We start from the raw sequence: 21,498 nt of genomic DNA, 5'->3' as shown, positions 1-21,498 counted from the left end.
AGTGGGCACGTATATATGTGCCTGGCTACTGAAAATTTGATGCTGTTTTCAGTCAGCATGTGGGCAACAGGAAAAATATTTCGGGGACGCATAAATACATCCTTGTAGCTCGACGGCGGCATCCATGCCGCCAACGCCCCGCAATATCTATCCTATTACCCTCGCCCTCCAAATTATGCTAAGGGATTTGTCATTCATCGGGCACCAATAAAGGTGCCTTTCCTGTAAATAGGCGATCAATAGCCATTTTCGCCAAAGGTCGACTTAACAACAGAGGTTAGTATGGGCAACCGTCTTTCGAAAATTTACACCCGCACCGGCGACGACGGCAGCACTGGCTTAGGCGATGGTGTGCGCATCCCCAAATACGATTTGCGCATGCATGCCATTGGCGATGTAGATGAAACCAATTGTGCTATCGGCTTGCTGGTAACCGAGCTACCGGCCGACGACGACTTACAACCTTGGCTGGCGCGCATTCAACATCGGTTATTTGACCTAGGCGGTGAACTTTGTCTGCCCGACTATGAATTAATTAAAATGGAACATGTCACCGAACTCGAACAGTGGCTGGACCAGCTAAACGAAGACTTGCCGATGCTAAAAGATTTTATTTTACCGGGCGGTTCGCGCGCCGCGGCTGTTTGTCATCAGGCTAGGGTGATTAGCCGCCGAGCCGAAAGAGTCATTGCGCAGTTATCGGCGCCAGATAGCGGCAGCCAAATTCCCAACGTGCGCCCAGCACTAAAAAGCTACATCAATCGCTTGTCAGACTTTCTTTTTGTTGCCGCGCGCGTTATCGCAAGACGCAACGGCGGTAGCGAAGTGCTCTGGCAGCATGGCTTATGAAACTGCTCATATTGGGAGCAACCGGTGCGGTGGGCACGGAAGTTTTGCGCCTAGCGCTAGATCATCACGAGATCCATCAGGTGGTGGCGCCAACCCGAAGATCTTTACCTAGCCATAGCAAGTTAATCAATCCGATTACGCCATTTACACCCCTCGATCAAGGCGCTGACTATTGGCGGGTTGATGCAGTCATTTGCGCACTCGGCACCACGATTAAACAGGCCGGCTCAAAGCAGGCCTTCGCTCTGGTGGATCGCGACCTACCTTTGGCCATTGCTAAACTAACTAAGTCGCTCGGCGCCAGCAGTTTCGCACTCAACTCCTCTCTTGGCGCCAAACGCGGTAAAAATTTCTACCTCAATACCAAAGCCGAAGTGGAGGAAGGAATCGCCGAATTGAATTTCAACAGTCTCACAATTGTTCGCCCCTCACTCATTAACGCCAAGCGAACACCACCTCGGCTCGGCGAACAAATCGGGCTTTGCCTCGCAATCATCTTTCAGCCCCTGATTCCCAAACGCTACCGCCCCGTCACCCCCACGGCCATCGCAAAGAGTTTGCTACAAGGCGTTATCACTGCCAAACCCGGCTTCACTATCATTGAGTCTGAGCAGTTGCGGTAATTATTTTTTTCGTTTGAATCCAAATGCCGTTGTTGCCTTGTCTAACCTAATATCCATCAGACAATAAGAGGAAACACCATGAACGAGCTCTGGATACCCATCTTAGGCATATTTGCCGTGTTCGGCGCACCCATAATCATCGTTTGGCTCGCACTTAAGGCCTATAGTCAAAAGCGCGCACTCATGCACGATACCATCAACAAACTGATCGAAAAGGGTCAGCCAGTGCCGGCCGATATGATTAAAGCCTTCGAGGCTAAAAAGCCGATGAACCATGTGCAAGTAAGCGTTATTCTTTTATCTACCGGCATTGGCTTGGGCATTTTTCTCTGGGTGCTAACCAATTTAAAAATTGCCAGCGTGGCGGCTATTCCCTTATGCCTAGGTATCGGATTCTTGATTTTATCCCGGTTAGGCTCGGCTGATCCGAGCGAGGCTGCTAACCCGGCGTGAAAACACCTGCGCAAAATTCTAATCCCTGTTTAAGTCACTGTTTAAATCACTACAGCGAGCTGGTGCGGGAGCACCAGTCTGCGCTGCGCAATACACTGAGGCGCTGGACTGGCTTCGACCACAGCTTGGCCGACGATTTAGCGCAAGAAACCTTTCTGCGCGCCTATCAAAAATTACATCAATTTAACGGTGCAGCACGCTTTAGTACTTGGCTGTATCGCATCGCTTTTACGATTTACCTAAACCATAAAGCCAAACATCCGCAGCCCATGACCAGCCTAGAGGATGTTGGCGATAACCGGCTCGGCGACGACATGCAGCGGGTCAAAACCAGTCACGATATAGAGCGCGCTTTTGCCCAACTGACGGAACCACAGCAGCTCTGCCTGCACCTTTGCTTACAGCGCGAATTCAGTCATAGCGAGGCGGCGGAAATACTCGCGCTTCCGGTAGGCACAGTGAAAACCCACGTGAAGCGCGGCCGCCAACAACTGCAAATTCTGTTAGCCGACTATGACATCAATGCTTCGGAGCTAGCCCATGGATAATCAAGATTGGTTACAGCAACAGCTAAAAAATAGTGAGCGCCCTATTGCTGATGACGGCTTTAGTGACCGAGTGATGACGAAGATTCAACAGGTCAGGGTTGAAACGGTGCGTGAGAAAAAGTCCCAGCGTAGCGTTGAACTATTGGTCCTAGCCTTGGCAGTAGTAGCTGGCTTGACTATCGCGCTGTTTAATTTACCGCTCGCAGGCCTAGATACCTGGTTGACCGCAATTAACACTGAGACGGCACAGATATTCGCGCAAGTGCCGGGGCAAGGAATTATTCCGTTAGCACATGGTTTCGCTTCCACTATTGGTCTTCTCATAATCGCCGGTTGGCTGCTGACAGCCGCGAGTTGCGGTTGGAGCTTAATGCAATTACGCTAAGGCAAATTCATCGTCGGTTTACCCATGCACCTTTCGGAAGCGTTTCACCTATGGCATCACTGCAGCATTTATGGCCGCGCCTTAGCGCAATATTAACCGTCACGGGTTCAAGCAGTACATTATTGGGCAGGGCTGTATTGGGCAGGGCTGTATTAGCCAATGCACTTATGATAAGCACCCTGGGTGTGGCTTTAACGGCCGAGGCTGATCAAGTATCCGAACCGGCTAACGCCAAGCTTGAATTGATGCTCTACGCCGGCGGAGGAAAACAACCACGCTCCGATACGCAGAAAAATACTGCCGTGGGTGTAGACCTGAATTTTTATCGCCATGTATTTACCGATAAGCAAACGCTTTTTATCGGCACAGGTGTCGCCCAACTCACCAGCAACACCGATGCCAACAACCGACTCATGGCCTATTCGATCTACCCACAACTGAATTTGACGCTGCCCAAAATCGGCAGCAGTCAGCCGTATTTTTATGTGCGCACTCTCGGGCCCACTTACTTAAGCGAAACCCAATTAGGTGAGCGCGTGCAAGGCAATCATTTTGTGTTTCAATCGCAATTAGGATTAGGCCTTTATTTTGGTGACAATAACACCTGGCTCGCTAACATCGCCTACCGGCACTATTCAAACGCCAGACTCAGCGCCCCCAATGACGGCATTGATGCGCTAGTATTATTGACCTTAGGTGGGCGCTACTAATTCTGCAGTATCCATTGAAGTTATCATCAAACAACCCAACCCGTGCAAGACATTAATAGCAAGCTCATGACCGCTTTCATTAGCCATTACAGCCTCGCCCCCGTGAATATGCTGCAACTAATCGCTGCATTTACCCTGCTATTTGCCACCGCGCTGTTGTGGCACAAGCCCCGCTTTCGAGGTTTTAGTCTGTTATTGGTGTTAGAAGCGATACTCATGCTATTTAATTTTTCAGAAGAGACCGGCATGTGGCGTCAGCACTATCTCATCACACCGGTATTCAGTTTGTGTACCGGGCCGGCGTTTTATCTGTTCATCCAACATTTAGTCTTCAATCAGCCTTGGCAGGTGCGCGCACTTTGGCATTTCGCGCCGGCTTTTTTAGCTTTGCCCTTTACCGCCTACACCCAAAGTGTGCTGGCGCTCGGCTCGATCAGTTTGCTGGCCTACGGCATTGCCGCCTACTTATTGTTAGTGCGCTATCACCGAGGCGTGCAAGGCATGGAATCCGATACCGGAGCCGTGCAATTAAGTTGGCTAATAAAGATTATGCTGGCCTTCGCTCTGCTTGGCATAAACGATATTGTGCGGCTAAACAGCCAACCCTTTGTCGACTACGCCGCGCGCAATATGTGGTATTTACTGCACCTTACCGGTGTTTTCGCCACCTTTGTGGCAGCAATTTTTCTAGCGCTGCGGCAACCCGCGCTATTCGACCAACTTGGTTATTTCGAAGCCTGTGTGCAAAGCCCAACGCTAGATGAAAACGACTGCGCGCTTGAAAAGCAATTGTTTGAACAAATTGATCAGGTCGTCAAACAACAGGCATTGTTTAAAACACCGCGCCTGTCGCTGCAAAATGTATCCGACAGCACCGGGCTGCTGGTGCGCGACGTCTCCAGTGCCATTAATAAAGGCAGTGGCCATAGCTTTAGTGACTATATCAACGGTCTTCGCGTCGATTACGTGAAAACAACACTTAACCAAACACCCGATCGACGAGGTAATTTACTCACTCTGGCATTGGCCTCGGGTTTTAACTCGAAAACGGCGTTCAACAATGCCTTCAAGCAACATAGCGGCCTAACACCCAGCCAATATCTACAAAGGCTGTCGAAACCACCGGCATAAATCGCGTTCACAATCACGCTTGCGAACGCTCCGAACGGCCGAAAACCCTAGGCTGGCCACTCTTATCAATCCACAGAGGGCCTGCCACCATGTTAGCCACACGCAATTTGTCATCCCCCACAAGCCTGCTGTTAAAACGCGGCTTTATTACCGGCGCCAGCCTGCTAGGGCTCGTCGCGCTATTGATCCTCGGTTCAATACCGGCCGCCTGGCTCGATAGGCCACAAGATTTACCGCCGGTACCGGTCGCAAAAAGCTATGTGTTGGATAACGTTCACACGCTCGATGTTGAGCATGGCAAGCTAAACAGACATCAACAACTGACCATCCGAGCAGGCCGCATTACCGCCATTCAGCCAGCGGGTGCGGCAGCAGACCCAGCACTCACGGTGATTGACGGCGCCGGACGCTATGTCACACCCGGCCTTACCGATATGCATGTGCACCTCTACGATCGCAAAGACCTACTGCTGAACTTGGCCTACGGCGTAACCTCCGTGCGCAACTTACGCGGCCTGCCCATGCACTTGCGCTGGCGCCAGGAGTTACGCCAGCAGCAATGGCTAGGTGCCAATCTTTATACTGCCTCACCAGTACTAGACGGCCCGCGCTATGCCCACGCCCTGCAGCAAGTTGTACGCAGCCCTGATCACGGCCGCGCACTGGTAAAACGCTACAAAGCCATGGGTTACGACCTGATTAAGGCCTACGGTTATTTGCCCGATGACATTCTGCAAGCTGTGCTGGCCGAGGCGAAGGCGTCCAACATCCCAGTGGCCAAACACGGCCCGTTTCAATTTTCCGATTTGCCGGTGCAAGCGTTGGCGGGGCTGCAATCGCTAGAGCATGTGGAAGACATTTTTCAAGGGCCACTGAATTACCAGTTTGATCAAGCGCTACTGCGCACAGCGATCGAGCAGTTGCGGCAAATAGATCCAGTGATTACCCCGACACTGGCCACATTTAATCAGCTCACCGAGATCAGCGATAAAAAATTAGCCTACGTGGAAACCCTACCCCTTGCGCGCTTTAATCGCTTCTTCCGTGAACTCAATGAACTTTACGTCATCAATCGCTGGCTAGATGCTAAGCGCGAGCAGGCGGATTGGAATATCAAAGAGCGAGATTTCTTATTCACCATCGTGCGCGAATTAGACAGCGCCGGTATTCGCCTCCTGGTGGGCTCAGACGCCGGCACGCTCTATCTCACGGCAGGGCTCGCCACCCATGAAGAAATGCAACTGCTGCAACAGGCCGGGCTAAGCCCCGCCCGCGTGATTCAGGCCGCCACCATCAACGCCGCTCGGGCCATGGGTATAGACGCCAACAACGGTAGTATTGCCGTCGGTAAAATCGCCGACTTAGTACTCAGCAGCCACAGCCCGTTAGAAGATGTGACAGGTTTGCAAACGCCCTCGGCAGTCATAAAACAAGGCCATTGGTTGGCGGAGGCCGATCTTGAACGGCTAAAAAAGAGCGGCGAAAACCCATCCCACTGGTACCCGAGTCTGGGCCGCCTGCTCGAGGATATTTTGAGCCGGCTGTTGCACTAATAAACCCGCGCAGAGCGATATAATCGGGTGCGAATAGACACTTCGCCGAGCTAAATTCAACTTGAGCGACGCGGCAAGGCGCTATGGGCGAAGAAAAAGCAACACGAGCGTAAAGCCACAAACTGATGATTAGGTAGAGATACAAAAGCACTGATGCCGGCGCCACCCGCGGCGCCGGATAAGTGGCGCTTAGGAACGAACGTCTTCGCCCATACCAGGTTCATATTGACCTGTAGTCGCCGAGTCATCCGTGCCGGCGGCGGCTAACTTAAATGCCTGTTTATAATCCGGGAACTCAGTGCCCATCCAGCGATCCCACCAAGTGAAGTACAAGCCGTAATTGCCGTTAAATTTTTGATGGTGCAAATCATGATGGGTTGGCGTGGTTAAGGTATTGAGCGGCGTATCGACCCACCACACGGGGTGGAACTCCACACCCGAATGGCCCATGGCATTGCGCAGGATCATCACCGCGAGAAACGCGAAAATAACCGACACATGCAGCGGTAACAAAACAACGATAAGGGGCATAAACAGCGCCATCAATACGGCCTCACCCGGCGCGAAACTGTAGGCAGCCCAAGAGGTTGGCGTGCGCGATAGATGGTGTAAACGGTGCAAGGCTTTAAACAAGCTTTTGTGGTGCATGGCGCGATGCACCCAATAAAAATAAGCATCGTGCGCAATTAACACGAGTGGCAGGCTAAGCAGTGTATAGAGCCAACCGTAAGCCGCTACGTCCATATAGATAAGCGAGTGACCACTTTGCTCGACACGCACCGTAAACAAACCCACCAAGGCATAAACGGCGGTGGTAAGCACAGAGTAGAGAATCTCGCGGCGAATGTCGGCAGCGCTTGCGCGGCGCTTTTGGATGCGCCGCTGCAATGAATACTTTCGAAAGAAAATAAACAACACAATCAACACGGCGCCCACGCCCAATAGGTAGCGCAGGGTATCGATAACGAAGATTGTCAGCCAAAGATCAGCTTCACCTTGCAGCACATTAAGAATCTTGTCCATCATTCAACCTTCGCCTTTGAACGGTCAACTTACTGAGGTTTGCTTGGGCGCGCAAGCGCCAACTGCCCACGTCTACTGTTAAGGGATAACACATCCCTACTGCTGCCCCTAGCCATGTCCCGACAGCATTCTAGGCGACTCGATGCGATCGCCCAAAACTCAGGTCTGAACATCAACAGATATACCCTACTTATCCGTAAGATTTAAACCTAATAAGATGTTCACACCATGCTTGCGAGCCAGCAGTGAATCCTTCCAACCCGGATCTCGGCAAAGGGCCAGCGCGACTCAATTGGGTTTGTGGTGACACAAATCTCCCTATAAACTGCCGGCCCACCCGCTAGCCGAGGCAAGACCATTTTATGGAAGCCCTACTAACCTCAACCCTGACAGTTGCCTTGGCTGAAATTGGCGATAAAACCCAACTGCTATCGCTCTTGCTGGCGGTGCGCTTTCACAATAAGCCGGCCATCATTTTCGGTATTTTGGTCGCCACACTGCTGAATCATGCGGCCTCGGCCTGGTTTGGCACTTGGCTAGGCCAATACCTGCAAAGCGATTGGGGTAATTGGCTCGTGGGCGCTAGCTTTATTGCACTGGGGCTGTGGTTGTTGGTGCCAGATAAGGCCGATGAAGCCGACCACCGCTTCGATCGCTATGGCGCCTTTATGGTGTCGACCGTGTTATTTTTTCTCGCCGAGATTGGCGATAAAACCCAAATAGCCACTATTGCGCTAGCCGCAGAATTTCAACACCTTCTTTGGGTTACCCTCGGCACTACCTTGGGTATGCTGCTGGCCAATGTGCCCGTGGTACTCGCCGGCGAGCGCATCATGAAAATTATTCCCCTTGCAACCGCGCGCATAGTGGCGGCCATTGTATTTGCGTTAGTGGGCATTTGGATCGTGATCTAGGCACGCGTTCGTTGGCAACCCAGCTGCCCTTCTGGCGGAAATTATTTGGGGAGATCAAGTTCACTCCTCGTCTTCCGCGTGGGAGATTTACGATTTTTCTACCGGCGCCTTTATCAGCAACGCCACCGAGTACGGTACCAACGGCACGAATATCTGGGGCGGCCCCATTGCAGGTATTAGCACCAGCGCCAGCTGGATTTACACCGACAACAATTTTGTCGATGCCGACCAAAGTGCGTGGATCAGAACCAGTATCACCATTGCCGATGTACCGGAGCCAGCGCCACTGGCACTATTGTGTTTAGGCTTACTATTCCTCGGTGCGGCTAGACGCAACATTCAACGCTAGAAATTAGCACTAGCCATGCTGGTATAACGTCGACTATTACACACATTCAGTAACTCAAAAAAGCCCAACTAGGTCGCCGTAATTGGGCTTTTTTTTGCCTTACACTTCTACTGGATCAAACAGTCTTTACACATTGCATGCGCTATATCATTAGCAATACCTTGGTTTAAGCCCACACTTTTCGCTAGACCGTAGATTTTGGAGCTAAGACGTGGAATTCAAAATACTATCAAGCACTCAGTGTAACAGCGGATGCAAACGCCGAGGATAGGCGCTGCACTCGCTTTAGATCTGCTCGATCAAATCACCGAGCTAACGCAAGAGCTAGGGAACCTCTGGATAACTCTGGTACCGCTCTGCGTGACCTGTAGCGGTCAGCCGCAAGGCGAGTTTCGCAGCTAATGGCCCTAGCCCTTAGCAAGAAGCTCAACGCAGCGGATGGCCGCTAAAGGCCTCGCCCTACGGGGCTTCCAGCAAATTCCGTGTGCGTTGTTGCGACTTCTCGACAGACCCCGGTATGCCTTCGAAGCCGCGCCTAGCCCACGAAATTTGCTGGAAGCCAGAGCGGCACCAGAGTTATCCAGAGGTTCCCTAAGCCAAAGGTAATGCTGAGCGCCATAACCCATAACCGAAAAGGGCAAGGCTTGGGCCGGTGCCTTTGTCATGGCTGCGCACACCAGTAATGGCATTAGATGCTCCTCGCGCGGATGACAAAAGCGTGCCTGGGGTGCATCGCTCCAGTGATCGAGTCGGTTTAGCCTCGCCTCAGCAGATATAGATGAGTCAACCAAGGTGTGGTTTAACCAAGTGTTAAATTCGGCGCATGCGGCAATAGACTGGGTGGTTTTTTGGGCAAAAAAAGCCGGTAAATTGTGAAAGCTGAAGCCTGAGCCCAACACCAATACATCCGGCGGTAAAACCTCCGCTAATTTCTGGCCAAACATCAAATGCTCGCGCGCCGACAAGCCGCAATCAATGGATAACTCGAGCACTGGAATGTCGGCCTCCGGGTACATCAACATTAAGGGCACAAACACACCGTGATCGAAACCACGGTTTGCATCCAGCCTCAACGCTATATTTTTTGTCGCCAAGGCAGACTGCAATTTAACCGCCAACTCAGGCTCGCCCTTGGCGCCATACTGGTAGCGATAGGTCTGCTCCGGAAAGCCCGAATAATCAAACAACAACGGTGGCTCTGGCTGCGAAGTCACGGCAAAGCCACGGCTCTCCCAATGCGCACTGATCACAATAATAGCGCTGGGGTTGTCCGGTAGCTGCTGCCGCAATTGCGCACAAGCGGCCACTAGTTCTCGGTGATCGGCATCGCCCATCAAGGGCAGAGGCCCACCACCGTGGGATACAAACGCAACAGGAAACGCTAGCTTAGTCATACCACTTACCTGAAATTAGGGCGGCGGGTTTAGGGCAAAGTTGTGGCGGGGCAAAACCCCGCGTGATCTCAGTTGCGCTGGCGATTATCAAGCGCGAAGTGGCCGGCGCCATGAGCGACAATAAACATTAAACCACCGGCGATAGAGAGATTTTTCATGAACATAATCATCTGCATTTGATCGGCGAAATTAGCGTGAAACAGCAAGCCAGAAACCACCGAAAAGCCTGCCAGTGCAAACGCCATTAAACGCGTCTGCCAACCCAAGATCAAAGCCAAACCGGCGCCAACCTCCACCAGAATAACGAGCGGCAACAGCATCCCCGGCACGCCAAAGGCTTCCATATACCCCTGAGTACCGGCATAGGCGCTAATCTTGCCAACGCCTGACATTACAAAAATAAGCGCCAACAGCGCGCGGCCTAAAGGTGAAAAATAACGCGTGAATTGATCCATGATCTTGCTCCAAAATTTAAAGGTTTGCTAAATGGCAATGCCATGCCCTGCAGTGTAGTTATTGCTAAAAGGCAAATAAACAGGCCTAATTACAATTAATAATTGCCAAATATGGAACAATCATGGGGCAGCTTGAGGAGCTTGAAAACTTTGTCCGCATTGCCGAAGCCGGAGGCATTGGCCGTGCCGCAGATCAACTGGGGTTAGCAAAATCGGTGGTGAGCCGGCGCCTAACGGATCTTGAATCCCGTCTAGGTAGCCGCCTAATCGCCCGCACCACCCGTAAATGGCACCTCACCGAAGCTGGCCAACGCTGTTATGAGCAGGCCTTACGGCTACTCGATGCCAGCGCTGAGTTACAGGCAACGGTGAATCAACAAGACCAGCAATTGCGGGGCACCTTGCGCATTGCGGCGCCCCTGTCCTTTGGCGTTGGGCATTTGGCGCCGGTTATCGAACAGTTCACTAAGCTACACCCAGAGCTTGCCATTGAGCTGGATCTCTCCGATCGCTTCGTGAATTTAATCGAGACAGGGGTGGACCTAGCACTGCGCATTGGCGAACTCGCGGACTCAAGCCTAAGAGCGCGCAAATTGGCGCCCATCAGTTTATGTTTAGTCGCGTCGCCGAGTTATCTCGCACACGCGGGCACACCGACCAACCCAGACCAATTAAAACAACACCGGCTTCTGCAATATGCCGGCACCAGCCTCAACTCCCTGTGGCTAACAGGGCCAAATCAAACCCTGCACCAAATAGATTCGGTGGCTAAACTCAAGGCCAACAACGGTGATTTCCTCAATGCCATGGCCGTTCAAGGTTACGGCATCGTCTGCTCACCACGCTTCATCTGCTGGCAAGATATAAAACAAGGCAAGTTGACAGTTTTATTACCTGAGTACACCTTGCCCGAGCGCGCGCTCTACGCTGTTTACCCGTCGAGCCGATTTGTCGCACACAGAGTTAGAACTTTTATCGATTTTCTTGTGGCCTATTTTAGTAAACACTCAGAGTGGGAAAACGAAACGCCTAGCCCGCAACAAAATCAAAGCCGCCCAGGTGGGAATCGCTGAGCGCATATCCATCACCAACACTGCAGCTTTTGCTAACATCGCCAAGCTATCTGACAGCTACTCTTTCAGCCTATAAAAAGCGCTAAAGAACAAAATGCTACTTGCGTACTGATTTCAAGCAACGCTATCATCCAACTCGGCTTATTAGCACCAATAGCGCCGATTTTTTTCAGATGGAACTAAACCACATTTAGCCCAGTGATAATAGAGAGGCTTATGCTGGGTTAAGGCCTAGGCTAATGCCAACCGGGAAGATAAACGACCAATAACTAGCCCGCTATTTGGCTCGTCATCAGCTTCGTTAAGTAACCGCCAACATAATAAATTTCAGCAGAGCGACATCATCGACAGGGACGTAACTTATGCCACAGACTTTAACGCGTATTATATTTTCAATTGTACTTGGCGTTCTCGCCGCGAAGGCCATTGCTCAAGAACCTGCACTAGCTGACTACGGCACACTGCCTGCCATACAAATGTTAGCAATTTCTCCCAGCGGTAACATCATCGCTTTTCGAAAAACGAACAATACCAGCGACCAAGTTATTGTTTATTCTCTAACCCAAAACAAAATGCTCCGCGGTGCCGATGTGTCATCCACACAGCCTAGACGGATGTATTTTATCAGTGATAATGAATTGATATTAGTGGCATCACAGCTGAAACGTCTCTGGGGTTACCGGGATGAGTTCGCCATGAGCACAGCCTTTGTGATGAACGTAAAGTCGGGTGATATTCGCCAACTCCTCACCCCGGGTGATCGCATCTATTTGGGTCAATCAGGTCTCGGTAATATTGTCGGAATTTCACCCGATAAAAAGTACCTCTATATGCCCGCCTTTGTCGGTAAAACAGAGTCAGATCAGTCACCTAACCTGCATTTGATGAAAGTAAAGGTTTCCTCACCAAGGGGGCCCGGCATTATGAAGAAAGGAAGAAACAACAGCGTCGATTATTTTGTAAGCCCAAACGGTGAACTCATCGCTCAAGAAGTCTATTCCAATTCCAGCAATAAACACGAAATTATTGCCAACCAAAACGGCAAATGGGTAACCGTATTCAAAGATGAATCAGAAATTATGCGGGTTAGCTTTACCGGTGTGACACCAGATCAAAAAGCCTTGGTAATGTTAGAAGAAAACCCAAACACTGGCCGCACCATCTATTCCTCACTATCACTTCAAGATGGCGCTATCACCCGCAATTTGTTCGGAAGAGATGACGCCGACGTAGAGTCTGTATTAACCGACATCAACCGTATTGCACATGGCGTCATCTACTCCGGTTTTAATCCTAGCTATAAATTCTTTGACCCAAAAGTCGATAAAAGAATGCAGAGCATTATCGAAAAATTTCCAGATCAGTCGGTTTGGCTAAAAGACTGGAGCGATGATTGGAAGCATCTTGTTATCTACGTAGAAGGCCCGTCTTCATCGGGTAATTTTTATCTGTTCAGCGACGGCGAAGCACCACGCTTTTTAGCCTCGGCGAGACCTAACATTGCAGCAGAGCAAGTCAACCCTATAGGTCGCGTGGCGTTTAAAGCGCGCGACGGTTTAATCATACCGATGCTACTCACCATCCCTCGCAACAAAGCAGGTGATCTGAAAAATTTGCCGGCCATCATGCTACCCCATGGCGGCCCACAAGCTTACGATCGCATTGAATTTGACTGGCTAGCACAAGCCTTCGCAAGCCGTGGCTACTTGGTAATACAGCCACAGTTTAGAGGCTCAGATGGTTTTGGCGCCAAGCATTTAAGCGCCGGTTATGGCGAGTGGGGTCAAAAAATGCAGGACGACCTAACCGATAGCCTAGAATTTCTAATCCGCAAAGGCATTGTGGATAAAACTCGCGTGTGCACGGTAGGCGCTAGTTACGGCGGCTATGCCGCACTGGTCGCGGGGGCTTTCACCCCAGATCTCTACCGCTGTATCGTGTCATTAAATGGTGTTAGCGACCTTCCTGGCATGTTAGATTTCGAGCGCAAGAAGCACGGGAAAAACCATTGGATCGTGTCTTATTTCGAACTCTTTATGGTCAAAGGCGAAGCCACCGACAAGAAACTCGCTGCCCTATCGCCCGTTAACTTTGCTAAGAACTTCACGGCACCGGTTCTTTTAATTCACGGGCAAAATGATGAAACGGTTCCGTTCGAGCAATCGGACGATATGTACGACAACCTAAGATCAGCAAAGAAGGCGGTGCAACTCATAGAATTAAAGGATGAAAACCACCATCTAATGAGCAGTGAGCATCGACTTAACAGCTTAGAGAAAATGGTTGAATTCATTGATCAGCATATCGGTGCTACGCCACTGGTACAGGCCCACTAAACCACTTTCCAACACAGGTAAAAGCGCCGTAAAAGGCGCTTTAATTGACCGAGATCACAACAGCCTCAGCCCTATCGCGCTCTACTATTTACCCCAATATAGGTAAACCGCGGAGACACCATGGCGACCATCAAATTCTTAGGCGCAGCACAGGAAGTCACTGGCTCATGCCACTTAGTGTCCGCTCCTGGCGCCGGTAACATATTGCTAGACTGCGGTATGCATCAAGGCGGTGACGCTATTGAGAGGCTGCCAACTGAACAGTTTCTGTTTGAACCCGCAGAAATAGACGCTTTGGTACTGTCCCACGCCCACTTAGATCACTCAGGCCTGCTGCCCATGCTTGTTCACGCGGGCTTTAACAGCCCTATTTACTGCACCAAAGCAACGGCTGAACTGCTAGAAATCATGTTGGACGATGCAGCTGGCTTGTACATGCGCGACCTAGAAAGAGAAAACATCAAACGTGAGCGCCGTGGCCAACCAGCGGTAGAAGCACTCTACAACCTAGACGATGTGAAAAAGGTTCTCGGCCTATGCCGAGGCATTGCCTATAACCAAGCAACAGAAATAAAGCCCCACATATCCGTAACACTTCATGACGCCGGTCACATCCTCGGTTCGGCTATTGTACAACTAGATATCAATGAGCGCGGCCAGCAAAAACGTGTAGTCTTTTCTGGTGATTTAGGTAAAAAAGATTCGCCCCTGATGAAAGACCCCACACTGCTCACTGAGGCGGATGTTGTGCTCATGGAAAGCACCTATGGCAACCGCGATCACCGCACCATGGATGATTCTATCCTACAGCTTGAACAGGTCTTGCACGAAACCTGGGAAGCCGGTGGCAATGTCCTTATTCCAGCCTTTGCCGTTGGTCGAACACAAGAGTTTCTATTCTATTTAGGAAGAATGCATCAAGAAGGAAAATTGGATGGATGGCAAATTTTTCTAGACAGTCCCATGGCGATAAAAGTCACAAAGGTATACGACCGCTGGCTACATACGATGGATTGTGAAGATGTAAAAGCCTTGTGTGAAAGGGATCGATCGTTTTTGAAAGACTTTTTACCTCGCTTGATAGCTTCGGTGTCATCGGAAGAATCCATGGCCATTAACCGTATTAAAAGTGGTGCACTTATTATCGCTGGCAGCGGCATGTGTACGGGCGGACGCATTCGTCATCATTTCAAACACCGTATTTGGGATAAACGCACCACCATCATCTTTGCCGGTTTCCAGGCGAGGGGGACATTAGGGCGTATGCTGGTGGACGGCATGAAAAAAATAAAACTTTTTGGCGATGAATTTCTGGTACGGGCACGCATTGAAACTATCGGCGGATTTTCAGCCCACGCGGGCCAGGCTGCCTTAGTAAATTGGTCGGCTAACTTCTCAAATCAACCGAAAATATTCTTAGTGCACGGCGAGCCTGAAGCCCAAGATGCACTAGCAGAAAAGCTATATTCCGAGAAGGGCATCAGTGTCACGATTCCTGCGCTTCGTCAAAGTTTTGCATTTTGAGGACCTAGCGCCATGCTAAATTTGTTCGGCTCGCTCGGCTTTTTTTTGCTAGGCATGTGGTTAATGACTGAGGGTTTGAAACTCGCCGGCGGGAGGGCATTAGAACACCTTCTCGGTCGTTGGACTTCGAGTAAAATTCGCGGATTATTAAGTGGTATCGGCATAACAGCTCTGGTGCAGTCTTCAAGCGCCGTTACCGTCGCGGTTATCGGCTTTGTTAATGCCGGCCTCATGAGTTTCCATCAAGCCATGTGGGTTGTATTCGGAAGTAATGTAGGCACAACCTTTACCGCTTGGATAGTCACGCTATTTGGCTTTAGCTTTAAAATTGATGCCTTTGCCTTCCCGCTAATCGGTATTGGTGCGCTGTTACGACTCTTTGCACCTCACGAAAGAGGCAGAGCGTTTGGCATGGCAATAGCCGGCTTTGGGCTTCTTTTTCTCGGCATTGATTTTCTGCAAGTAAATTTTTCATCTTTAGCGCAAACACTTAATATCCAAGAGATATTCAGCCATGCTAACAGCCCTGCACTCATAGCGTTAATCCTGGGCATTGTGCTTACCATTGTTACTCAATCCTCCAGCGCCGCTATTGCTATTATTCTAACAGCGGTAGCCAGCGGAATCTTGAGCCTTGAAGTCGCTGCAGCAACCGTTATTGGTGCCAATGTTGGTACAACATCAACAGCTATCTTAGCAACCTTAGGCGCAACACCGAATGCCAAAAGACTAGCCGCTGCGCACGTAGCCTTCAATCTATTAACCGCTGCCGTTGCATTGGTATTTTTACCGATTTTTTGGTGGCTTGTGACGCAAGCATCAAACGCTACAGGTTTGACCCAGACGCCTATCCTGTTGTTAGCGATATTTCACACAGCCTTTAACTTACTCGGCTTATTATTGATATGGCCCATAGAAAATAACTTGTCGAACTGGCTACTCAATCACTTTCGGGAACCAAACGACTTCACCAAAAGCCCGCATTTAGACACCAATGTCGCTGCCATTCCAGACTTAGCTGTGCGCGCCGTTGCTCTTGAAATTGTCGAGTTGCTTACGATCTCCAAACGTTTTTTAGCAGCAACAGAAACGGCTAAAACAGTGCAAGACATAAAGCATGTAGAAAGTCGCGTTCGACAAATGAATGTTTTTATCAGCACCGCACTAAAATCTGAACTAGCCCAGTCTCAAGGGGAATTACTGGCTGCAGGCTTAAGCGCAGGTCACCACTTAAACTATGGTTGCCGAGCTATGCTCGACATTATTGAACAGAAGCTCGCCATTAAAAATATGGGTGTCCAAGAGATGGAAAGCCTTGATCGCTGGCAAACACAAATACAACACTGGCTAGCATCAACAACAGCACTTAGTGATCACGCAAGTTCGATAGAATTTTCTAAAATAAAATCCGATTATAAAGAATTAAAGCAAGAACTGATTTTATCCGCAGCAAAAAGCCATAGACCAATCGAACTAGTCGATGCGGCACTTACCGAAACAAGCTACATTAGACGGTTCGCAGAGCAACTTATTCAAGTTAGTGCGGCACTGGAAAAACTGCAAGCACACAACAAGAGCCACCAAGATAATAAGCCAGAGTTCGACAGCACGATAAGCCTATAACTCATAAACCCCACCTTAGCGTTGCTTTCGCGTTAAATCTATTCGCGGAAATTTTACACAACGACTATTTTAAGGTTATAAAATATCAAGAAACCAAAAATATTGAACCAAAGAAAACACCAAAGGAAACACCGATTAATTAATCGTAAATAACCTTTATGCAATCCAACACATCTAATCTTGCCTGCCGAAGCCGTAGAATATCAGCGCGCACACTATCACCACGCTTAGACTTAGCCGCCACTTCAATAGCGCTACATAGCTGCTGCATTTGCCTACAACCTAGCTGGCCCGACGAACCTTTGAGAGTATGAGCATGAAACACAATGGCCTCGAAATTATTTTCAGTCACTGCCTGCTCTAGCGCTGCAAGTTGCTTTTCACTCGAGTTTACAAATTGATTTACCAACCAAACCAAGCGGTCAGGCCTACCGCGCACTGAGCGCAGAGCAAAAGCCTTATCCCAAATGGCATACTCCGCTACATCTTCGCGTCCTACAGCTGGGTGTTCAGGAACCTTCTCTGCTATCGCAACCTTGAGCCAGCGGCGCAAAACCGTGGTTAACGTTGCCTCATCAATGGGTTTGCTGACAAAGTCGTTCATGCCAGCATCGAGACACCGCTGCCTATCGCCAGCCATCGCGTTAGCGGTAAGGGCAATAATAACCACGTTTTTGTAATTTTCGCCCGCATCACCGAGACGAATATGTCGCGTCGTCTCATAACCGTCCATTCCCGGCATTAAACAGTCCATCAACACCACATCGTAAAGCGGAACTCCCGACGTTTTCTCCAACGCGTCTAAAGCCTCCAGACCACTAGCCGCCACATCCACACTTAGCCCATAATTTTCGAGCATGAGTGTAGCCACTTCTTGATTAATGGCATTATCTTCAACCAACAGCACTTTAGCACTTCCAGCAACATGTTTTTTTAAGCCTTTATCCGAGTCATCAATTACAACATCATCTTTGCAAAACAATTTTCTCAGGGAAGAAGCGGTCACCGGCTTAGAAATAAAATGATCAAACCCTTGCTCACATAGCTCAATGTAATCAGGCACTCCATGCTGCGAACACATTAACACCCAGCGCTGCCCCAATTCATTTTCACTTACCGAGCGAATGGATTGAACGCTGTTCTTTTCAAGCATCAAGGCATGATCTATCAATACTAAGTCCATTGACGATAACACCTCCTTGGAAACATCGGCCAGAGACTTAATCTGGGTAGCGTGAGCGCCACACTTGTCTAGGTAATCACATAGATTAATATCTAACGCATTATCACCTGAAATAACTAACGCACGCTTTCCTGACAACTCAAGGCAATAGGCCAATTCGTTTCTTTCAGCGCTAGGAAACTTAACATGAAAAGTGAAGATTGAACCCTCATTAAGTTTACTTTCAACCGATATATGTCCACCCATTAACTCACATAATTTCTGAGCTATAACCAAACCCAAGCCTGTACCTTCGAATCGGCGCGTGCTTGAGCTATCCACTTGAGAGAAGGGCTGAAACAAAGCCTGCATCGCGGATTCATCCATACCGATTCCAGTGTCAGACACTGATACTGTTAAAGTATTATCACCCATTCTCATGATCGCTTTAACAACAACACTACCCCGCTCGGTAAACTTAACGGCATTGCTAATTAAATTTAAAAGTATTTGGCGCAATCTATCTTGGTCGCCCGATACTAGAACCGGATCGAGCTCTCGGCAATCTAGAACCAGCGAAAGACCTTTTTCTTCGGCAGACAATGCCGACATCTGAATAACACCATCCAAGGTTTCAGTTAGATCAAAGGTTTCATTGGAAAGCTCCAGCTTACCGGCGTCAACCTTGGAAAAATCCAATACATCATTTATGGTACTCAGCAAGGCGTGAGCACTTTTTAAAGAGATATCTAAATAGTGCTTCTGGCCCTGATCTAAGTGCGTGCGCTTAAGCAGGTGCAACATGCCCATAACACCGTTAATGGGCGTTCTTATTTCATGGCTCATCATTGCCAAAAATTCGCTTTTAACCTTAACCGCTTGCTCAGCTAAATTTTTAGCCAAAATCAATTCTTGTTCGGCTAGCTTTCTATCATTAATATCTTGAAACGAGCCAAAAATACGCACACACCTACCACCGACGAAATCAACCTGACCTGTCGCCACCACCCACAATTCCAGACCCTTGGCAGTAATAACTCGCAACTCTTCGCGGAATTTCTGTCCTGTAGCTATAGCTGACTCAAAACACGCAGTAATTTTTTCTCGATCCACACCCGGTTTATAAAACGTTATTGCAGAATCAACGCCAGGAACAAAGCTCTGATCAACTTGATGAATTTCCTTGGTCATCTCTGACCAGAAAAGCGTTTGATTTTCTAGATCATATTCCCAAGCGCCAATGCGCCCCTGTTTACTCATCGCAGCCAGCATTTGCTCGCGATGCTTCAACTTCCTCTCATTTTCTATATTTTCGCTAATATCCAGACCGACAGCATAGAACCTTCTAGTAAGGAGGTCGAAGCTTGTCTCCCAACTGAGATGACGGTAACTACCATCCGCACAACAAAATCGATTATTTACCTCGATCGATCCACCACCGGTACGTAATGCAAGGGCGGAATTGAGGGTTAGCTCCGCATCATCTGGGTGTATAAAGCTAAGCACAGGCCGGCTTAACATTTCCGCTTCCGTATAACCTAACTTTCTCATATAGGTAGAATTTATCTTTTCAAAATACCCCTGCTCGTTAGAAATTGACATAAATGCTGGCGACATAGTGAAGTATTTTTCAAGCAGCTCCTGAGACTCTTTTAGTCGATTATCGATAATTTTATTACTGGTAATATCTAGGCTAACACCAACAGCCCGCACCGGCATATTGTCATGCCAGGCAACTACGCGACCACTAACCAACAACCAAATCCAAGCACCGTTTTTATGCTGAACTCGCACTTCTATAGGGCTAGCAATAGGCAGGTCTGGGGCAGCCATCGCAAGGTAGTCTTGCACTTTCTGAATATCCTCAGGATGCATACGTTCAAACCATTTACCTTCAAATTTTTGCTCGAGCTCCGACAGGGAAAATCCGATAAGTTGCGCCCAACTTTCATTGACTTGTAATTTATCGAATGGAATATTCCAATCCCAAAAACCAACGCCAGTGCTATCGACCACTAATTGCAATTGTCGCGTCTTTTCTGCAAGCTCTTCGGCTGTTTCGGTTCGCTTCGTCACATCATCAAGCATCACCCAGAAGAGGTTTTTCATGCCGGGCTGATCTATGGCAACGCTGTTAATCTGGACGATCAAGGGCCCCTTGTCTGCGCTGCGTATTCGCCCTTCAATCTTTGTACCGCTGCCCATTCCGAGAAGACTTTGCTGCCAATGCATTGGCGCATCGACAGGTGCTTCGATCAGATCAACAAGTTTTTGTGGGGGTATTTTATCTGGAGCCAAGCCCAACATATCGGCAAATTTTGGGTTTAATTGCAAGATATAACCACTGTTGTTGTCACACAGAGCAATACCCAAGGTGGAACGCAAAAACAAGCCCCTCAACCGCGCCTGCTCTTGCTGGCGCGATCGCTGGGTGTAGATCAAGCCCACTAACGGCGCCAACAACGCCAAAATAACGCAAGCCATCAGCCAGCGCAGCATCACTGTGTTAGAAAATGTTTGCGACCAGCCTAGTGTAGGTGTCGCGGCCAGCTGCCAGGAGCCAGATGGCAGTGTGACCTTTAATAGGATAGGGTTTTGGTTGAAAAGATCTGCTCTGCCAAAGAACACCTCGCCATCGGCTCCCGTACCATCTTGGCCTTTTAACGCCAGCGCTAGGGGCGCTTGAAATAACTGGCTTTCAGCATAAAACTTTTCTAAATCAATCACCGCAGACACCAAGCCCCAAAATTGGCTCTCACCTTCTACGCCATAGGTAAATACAGGTATACGGCCGATAAACCCTTGACCACCCTGGGCCAAATTTACTGGCCCAGCCACAGTAATCAAGCCGGTGTTCTTTGCGCGTTGTGCCGCGGCTTGCTGAGCTGGGTTGGCCGCTAAATTTAATCCAATGGCGGCTTCGTTACCCGCCATTGGGTGCATGAACCGAATAACCATATCGGGCGCGCCGCCCAAGTTGCGCAGCTGGTGTCGCCCCTGAAAGATTTGCTGCGCATAGCGGGAAAATTTTACCTGGGTAATGTCGGGCTCCGCGGCGATGACCGACACTAGCCCGAGCACAGTTTGAATATTGGCGTTGATATTACCTTCGAGACGGGCGCGAACTAAGCTCGCTTGCTGTAGAACCAACGCCCGCTCATTGTCTTGTTCGCGCTCGATACTGAGGCGATCGATTACAAGCGCACCAAGGATCAAAACCACTGACAAGATGACGAGCAGCGCCCAAAGTAGCGGCGCGGGGTCCTTTTTAAAGGAATTCACCAACAATCTAAACTCCACGTGAGGTGAGCAACCGTACCAGTATAGACAGGCATTGGCGTTGTAACCTTGATCTTCTCTCCCTACAATCCTTGCACCAGCCAATGAGTAGAA

The 21,498-nt window shown here is 49.4% G+C and carries 18 protein-coding genes; 14 read left to right on the top strand and 4 right to left on the bottom strand.

Going from position 1 to position 21,498, the window contains the following annotated elements; genetic code table 11:
* Positions 1–282 precede the first annotated feature (282 nt).
* The 8 genes from QWY82_RS07820 to QWY82_RS07785 all read left to right on the top strand — a co-directional run bounded on the left by QWY82_RS07820 (position 283) and on the right by QWY82_RS07785 (position 6,252).
* Positions 283–849, top strand: a complete 567-nt coding sequence (locus QWY82_RS07820) for a cob(I)yrinic acid a,c-diamide adenosyltransferase (RefSeq protein ID WP_290261089.1) — start codon at positions 283–285, stop codon at positions 847–849.
* The gene (locus QWY82_RS07815) at positions 846–1,472 is read left to right on the top strand and encodes a Rossmann-fold NAD(P)-binding domain-containing protein (RefSeq protein WP_290261088.1); all 627 of its coding nucleotides are present in this window, start codon (positions 846–848) and stop codon (positions 1,470–1,472) included. Before QWY82_RS07820 ends, QWY82_RS07815 begins: the two co-directional genes overlap by 4 nt.
* A 78-nt stretch (positions 1,473–1,550) precedes the next feature.
* On the top strand, positions 1,551–1,925 hold the full coding sequence (locus tag QWY82_RS07810) for a DUF6249 domain-containing protein (RefSeq protein ID WP_290261086.1): 375 nt from the start codon (positions 1,551–1,553) through the stop codon (positions 1,923–1,925).
* Positions 1,922–2,473, top strand: coding sequence for an RNA polymerase sigma factor (locus tag QWY82_RS07805; protein ID WP_290261085.1), 552 nt, complete (start codon positions 1,922–1,924; stop codon positions 2,471–2,473). The genes QWY82_RS07810 and QWY82_RS07805 overlap by 4 nt, the downstream gene beginning before the upstream one ends.
* The gene (locus QWY82_RS07800) at positions 2,466–2,858 is read left to right on the top strand and encodes a DUF5056 domain-containing protein (RefSeq protein ID WP_290261084.1); all 393 of its coding nucleotides are present in this window, start codon (positions 2,466–2,468) and stop codon (positions 2,856–2,858) included. The genes QWY82_RS07805 and QWY82_RS07800 overlap by 8 nt, the downstream gene beginning before the upstream one ends.
* Before the next feature lie 50 nt (positions 2,859–2,908).
* Entirely contained in the window at positions 2,909–3,568 is a 660-nt protein-coding gene (locus tag QWY82_RS07795; protein ID WP_290261083.1) for an acyloxyacyl hydrolase, read from the top strand.
* A 66-nt stretch (positions 3,569–3,634) separates the two neighbouring features.
* The gene (locus QWY82_RS07790) at positions 3,635–4,699 is read left to right on the top strand and encodes an AraC family transcriptional regulator (protein WP_290261082.1); all 1,065 of its coding nucleotides are present in this window, start codon (positions 3,635–3,637) and stop codon (positions 4,697–4,699) included.
* 89 nt (positions 4,700–4,788) lie between these two features.
* Positions 4,789–6,252, top strand: coding sequence for an amidohydrolase family protein (locus QWY82_RS07785; RefSeq protein WP_290261081.1), 1,464 nt, complete (start codon positions 4,789–4,791; stop codon positions 6,250–6,252).
* Positions 6,253–6,441: 189 nt separating this feature from the next.
* On the opposite strand, the gene QWY82_RS07780 is transcribed toward QWY82_RS07785, so the two are convergent.
* Complete coding sequence (locus tag QWY82_RS07780) at positions 6,442–7,278, bottom strand: sterol desaturase family protein (RefSeq protein ID WP_290261080.1); 837 nt, start codon at positions 7,276–7,278, stop codon at positions 6,442–6,444.
* A gap of 359 nt (positions 7,279–7,637) precedes the next feature.
* On the opposite strand from QWY82_RS07780, the gene QWY82_RS07775 reads away from it, so the two are divergent.
* Positions 7,638–8,189 carry a TMEM165/GDT1 family protein gene (locus QWY82_RS07775; protein WP_290261079.1) on the top strand — a complete coding sequence of 184 codons (552 nt, stop codon included), beginning with the start codon at positions 7,638–7,640 and terminating at the stop codon, positions 8,187–8,189.
* Positions 8,190–8,220: 31 nt separating this feature from the next.
* Complete coding sequence (locus QWY82_RS19905; protein WP_353958700.1) at positions 8,221–8,538, top strand: PEP-CTERM sorting domain-containing protein; 318 nt, start codon at positions 8,221–8,223, stop codon at positions 8,536–8,538.
* A 407-nt stretch (positions 8,539–8,945) separates the two neighbouring features.
* Here the strand turns inward: QWY82_RS19905 and QWY82_RS07770 are convergent, their stop codons facing one another.
* Entirely contained in the window at positions 8,946–9,932 is a 987-nt protein-coding gene (locus QWY82_RS07770) for a DODA-type extradiol aromatic ring-opening family dioxygenase (protein ID WP_290261077.1), read from the bottom strand.
* Between the two features lie 68 nt (positions 9,933–10,000).
* Entirely contained in the window at positions 10,001–10,387 is a 387-nt protein-coding gene (locus tag QWY82_RS07765; protein WP_290261074.1) for a DoxX family protein, read from the bottom strand.
* Positions 10,388–10,509: 122 nt separating this feature from the next.
* On the opposite strand from QWY82_RS07765, the gene QWY82_RS07760 reads away from it, so the two are divergent.
* The 4 genes from QWY82_RS07760 to QWY82_RS07745 all read left to right on the top strand — a co-directional run bounded on the left by QWY82_RS07760 (position 10,510) and on the right by QWY82_RS07745 (position 16,943).
* Positions 10,510–11,460, top strand: coding sequence for a LysR family transcriptional regulator (locus tag QWY82_RS07760; protein ID WP_290261073.1), 951 nt, complete (start codon positions 10,510–10,512; stop codon positions 11,458–11,460).
* A gap of 362 nt (positions 11,461–11,822) precedes the next feature.
* Positions 11,823–13,796: an alpha/beta hydrolase family protein gene (locus QWY82_RS07755; RefSeq protein WP_290261071.1), complete on the top strand. Its 1,974-nt coding sequence runs from the start codon at positions 11,823–11,825 to the stop codon at positions 13,794–13,796.
* A 120-nt stretch (positions 13,797–13,916) separates the two neighbouring features.
* Positions 13,917–15,320 carry an MBL fold metallo-hydrolase RNA specificity domain-containing protein gene (locus tag QWY82_RS07750; protein WP_290261069.1) on the top strand — a complete coding sequence of 468 codons (1,404 nt, stop codon included), beginning with the start codon at positions 13,917–13,919 and terminating at the stop codon, positions 15,318–15,320.
* 12 nt (positions 15,321–15,332) lie between these two features.
* Positions 15,333–16,943 (top strand): Na/Pi cotransporter family protein, encoded by a 1,611-nt coding sequence (locus QWY82_RS07745; RefSeq protein ID WP_290261067.1) that lies wholly within the window; start codon positions 15,333–15,335, stop codon positions 16,941–16,943.
* Positions 16,944–17,082: 139 nt separating this feature from the next.
* Here the strand turns inward: QWY82_RS07745 and QWY82_RS07740 are convergent, their stop codons facing one another.
* The gene (locus QWY82_RS07740; protein WP_290261066.1) at positions 17,083–21,387 is read right to left on the bottom strand and encodes a PAS domain S-box protein; all 4,305 of its coding nucleotides are present in this window, start codon (positions 21,385–21,387) and stop codon (positions 17,083–17,085) included.
* Positions 21,388–21,498 lie beyond the last annotated feature (111 nt).

This window comes from Simiduia curdlanivorans, from assembly GCF_030409605.1.
GTDB lineage: Bacteria > Pseudomonadota > Gammaproteobacteria > Pseudomonadales > Cellvibrionaceae > Simiduia > Simiduia curdlanivorans.
The sequence above is the reverse complement of the archived record's forward strand: the minus strand, read 5'-3'. Positions and strand labels throughout refer to the sequence as shown.